Annotated in this window: 3 protein-coding genes and 3 tRNA genes; all 6 read right to left on the reverse strand. The window is 45.4% G+C overall.

Going from position 1 to position 4,158, the window contains the following annotated elements:
* Positions 1 to 451 (reverse strand): HAD family hydrolase (locus tag HOLDEFILI_RS09825; RefSeq protein WP_006059507.1); only part of this gene is annotated, 451 nt, incomplete at its 3' end.
* A 144-nt stretch (positions 452 to 595) separates the two neighbouring features.
* Entirely contained in the window at positions 596 to 2,545 is a 1,950-nt protein-coding gene (locus HOLDEFILI_RS09830; protein WP_039864626.1) for a WG repeat-containing protein, read from the reverse strand.
* Positions 2,546 to 2,633: 88 nt separating this feature from the next.
* A complete protein-coding gene (locus HOLDEFILI_RS09835) occupies positions 2,634 to 3,224 on the reverse strand; it encodes a GNAT family N-acetyltransferase (protein ID WP_006059509.1) in 591 nt (196 codons plus the stop codon).
* Between the two features lie 218 nt (positions 3,225 to 3,442).
* A tRNA-Lys gene (locus HOLDEFILI_RS09840) sits at positions 3,443 to 3,518 on the reverse strand.
* Between the two features lie 415 nt (positions 3,519 to 3,933).
* Positions 3,934 to 4,010 (reverse strand) — tRNA-Glu (locus HOLDEFILI_RS09850).
* A gap of 7 nt (positions 4,011 to 4,017) precedes the next feature.
* Positions 4,018 to 4,093: transfer RNA gene (locus HOLDEFILI_RS09855), tRNA-Asn, on the reverse strand.
* Positions 4,094 to 4,158 lie beyond the last annotated feature (65 nt).

Raw genomic sequence — 4,158 nt, forward strand, 5'->3', positions numbered from 1 at the left:
CAATTTCGATGGAATCCCAGATCCCGTCATACGCCGCTACACCGCGCGGATACCGGTCGTTGTGCGACCAGATCCATTGATTGTGATATCCGGTGGTGACACTGACATTTAAATCTTGCTCGCGCACAAATCGGCACAAATCGATGTAAACGCTGCATGGCAGCTGTTTGATTATCGTTTCGCCATTCACCAGCCGGACGGCGGCGCCGTTGCCGCCGATGAAATGAACGTCGAAGCCCAGCGCTTCCCGAATTGCCGGATAATGATGCAATCCCCGTGCTGTGGCCACCGCGAATTGATGCCCGCGGTCAACCCAGCGCTTAACCGCCTTGAAGTTTTCTTCCCGCTGATGAGGATTCAGCGACTCCTTCCGCGGGTATAACGTCCCGTCTAAATCCGAAATTAATAGTTTCATCGCTCTTTCCAGTCCGGTCTCAGCGTCCATATTCATGGTACTCCGCCGGTCCTTTCTCTTGATATATCTATATAGATATATTCTAATTAGAATATACTATAATTTCGTTGGTCCGTCAATTCCCGTGTGTGTTCGTTTATAAGTTTCTGCGATCAATTTCGAGCTTTCCCTTTTGTTCGTCTAACTCCCCTTCGATTCGTCAGTGATAACCCGTTCGCGTTGATAAACCGTCGGTTCTCCTTCGCTGGCGTTGGTATACCATTCCCCTACGATCCGATTTTCATGAATTTTGAAATTTTCATTAAGGGTATAAACAAAATCCGTGATCCAATTCCCGCGGAAATCAAAAACCGCCGCTTTTCCCTGATTTACCGCCATTCCGTAGCCTGTCCAGTAGAAATGAAGAAGCTCCTCATAAACCGGTTCCAGAATCATTTCCCCGGTTTCCAGCATCACCCCCTGTTTCCCATCCTTTTCAATGATGAATTCTTTGAATTTTGTTCCGTCTTCTGTCTCAAAGACCGGAAGCTCAAGAACAATCCGGTCGGCGGCCACGGTGTATAACGGTTTTAAATCCAGATCATAAAAGGTCAGATTTCCGGCTTCACCGATAAAAATCCCCGACACACCTTGAATTTCCGTAGGATGAACCGCTGCCTCTGCACTCGCAGGCAATGCCTGGGTCAGCGAATCGGCAGCACAGATGATTTTCTCCTCGGCACTAATCAAGGTAACATCTCCACGCTGTTCGATTTCCGCATCTTCAAAAAGAATTTCGCCCGTTCTGTCCATCACACCATAATGAATGCTCTCCCTTAAAAATTGAAAATAATTTTGACTGCACCGAGTCCCCGAGCATACGGTCGAAATCCAGTCCAGATCCGGAAACTGTTGGATGATTTCCAGATTTTCATCCAGCAGGCAAGAAATGCCGTGGATTTCTCCTGTATAGCGATCCTTTCCGTTATAACGATATAAGTTCAGATCCGGGGAAACAACATGTCCCTGACTGTCCATCGTTCCACCGGTTCCCCGCATGGCATAGTAATTGCCTTCTTTATATAATTCATCGCTGTGATGTTCAAACAAAACGTTCCCTTCCTGATCGATAACCTGTCGTTGAGCACCGTTTCTCACGTTGAATTCCGTTAATTCAGGTAATCCGTAAAGATACAGCACTTCGTCATAGCTGACCGGAAGAATGATTTTTCCTTCCGCATCCAAAATACCGGACTTTCCCGCTTGTGTAATAATCACGGATTGATCGGTATAGCGCTGGATCCGATCATAGATAAAGTCCACTTTCTGTCCCGCTTGATTCAGAATTGCGGATTTCCCGTCTTTTTCCGCAATCAGTGCATCGATGGATTCGTTGTATTCCACATGGTCAGCCCCGCTGAATAATAGATTCCCATTCAGATCAATGCCGTCGTAAGAATCCCGGTTGCGGATCGCGACAAGGCCGCCGCCTGCGTGATCTTCGTAATAAGAAACGTCGAAAACACCGTCGGCGCCGGTTTGTTTATAGCTCTTTGAAGTTATCCGTTTTCCTGCGGAGGTATATAAATTGACCTCATATCCATTCTCATTCCGCTCGGCAGCCAGAAAAACCGGAGCCTCCGAAGAATACGGTGCAACACTAAGCACCCGCTGAACCTCGTCATAAAACTGTTCCGTCAACAATTCGCCCGTAAAATTCATGACCGCGTATCGACCCTCTTTTTCAACTCTGAACAAATTCAGCGTCAAATCAAAACGAAATGAATCCCAGTTCTGAACTTGTTGATTAACCGCCGTTAATTCCTGCGACGTTCCCGCTGCATCGTAAAGGGTATATTGACTGGCTGTTTCAGCGAGGATCTGACCGTCGCTCAGAATCGTAAGCTGATCATATTCCAAGGGAACAACCGGCATTCCCGTTTCATCAATCGCTCCATATTTCCCGTTTTCACAGGCCTTCATCACACTGTTTCTTAATTTCAGAGTCATCGAAGGCAGCCGGTCATCAACGGAAATCAACTCCGTTTTCTCTTTCTGTTTATCCTCTGTTTCCGCAGACGCTGCTTTCCGATAGACGCTGCAGCCGCAAAGCAGGATGAGTACTAAAACTCCGAAGCTTATTTTTCTCATCGTTCTTCTCCTTGTCTTCCTCTCCATCATAACGGATTTGAGGAATTATAGAAACAGGAAAAAAAGCGGCAGTCAGAATCCACCGTTCTTAGTTTTCAATACTCTCTACGAAATGCTTCGGATATTGATCCCAATACCCGCGGTAGACACGATTCTCGTTTCCATCCAGATTAAGCTGATACATTCGGAATGTGACCAAAATGTTTTTCGGCTGCCACATTTCTTCATAGGAATATTGATAACGCATCCCGACCGCCTGCATAACACGGCCGCTGTGCGGATTATTAACGTCATGGGTCGCGGTGATATACGACAGTCCCTCTTCTTTAACCTGTTGAATCACCGCCCGGACCGCTTCGGTCACAATTCCGCGCCGCCAGAATTCCTTGCGTAATCCATATCCCAGATCGTGACCTTCCCTCGTGCTTACACAGACATAGCCAATCGGGATATCGTCGCTTTTCAGGCAAATCGCGTAAGCATACCCTTTCGGTTTGGCATATACCGAAAGAAAGTGTTTCTCAAAAAAAGATTGAGTGTCAGCCAGGCTTGCCAAAGGATACCACGGTAGATAAGTATTGACCTCCTGATCACTGAAAATCGCATAGATTGCCGAAAGATCATTTTCTGTGAATTTTCTTAACCGCAGACGTTCTGTTTCCAATTCCGGTGTATTCATTCTTTTCTTCCTCCGTTATCCTCTCGCCACTACTCGGTTTGATTTCATTATACGCAAAATTCTATGAAGCAAAAATATTTTTTCCCGTCGATAGGGATGGAGTTTTTCCGACAGCCTCACTTCTAAAGATCTGCGTTTCCAACTATTTTCAACATTGGAAACAAGATTTATAGAAAAAAGGCCGGATACCTTAAGTATTCGACCTATTCATAAGCAAATGGTGTCCTCTTAGGGACTCGAACCCTAGACCCACTGATTAAGAGTCAGTTGCTCTACCAACTGAGCTAAGAAGACATATATATCAACAGCAAGATTTTAGCAAAATCATCTTATCACACCTGACAGCGGAATGCAATGTTTTGTTGAAAGCTTCCTAATTTTCAAGGGCTTTCTCTTGCCGTGCTTTGATATTATATTCCAGCGTTCTATGAAATGCAAGCCTTTTTTTGCTTTTTTAAAAAATTTATTACTCCCGTCCTTTGAAAGCGTAAACGCATACTTATTTGCCATAAAGGCACTCATCGTTCACCAGGCCCTTACTCCGCTTATCCCCACGGTAAGGGATTTATACGACTTCTATATTCTGCAATCTAAGTCTCTCTTGGATGCCTGATCTGCAGTCAATGCCTGAACGCTTGTGAGGGCATGCCCCACTAAGGCTATACACCCGCATAAAACAAAAAAGCCCTTGCGGACTTTTCATTTTTAATGGTGACTCGTACGAGATTCGAACTCGTGAATGACGCCGTGAAAGGGCGCTGTGTTAAGCCACTTCACCAACGAGCCAAAAAAATGGCGCCTAAAACAGGGCTCGAACCTGTGACCTAACGGTTAACAGCCGTTTGCTCTACCGACTGAGCTATTTAGGCGTTTGCTTAATTATAATATCATAACCCTTTCTCCTATGCAAGCACTTTTTTTCGTTTTTTTTAAA

The organism is Holdemania filiformis DSM 12042 (assembly GCF_000157995.1).
Taxonomy (GTDB): domain Bacteria; phylum Bacillota_I; class Bacilli_A; order Erysipelotrichales; family Erysipelotrichaceae; genus Holdemania; species Holdemania filiformis.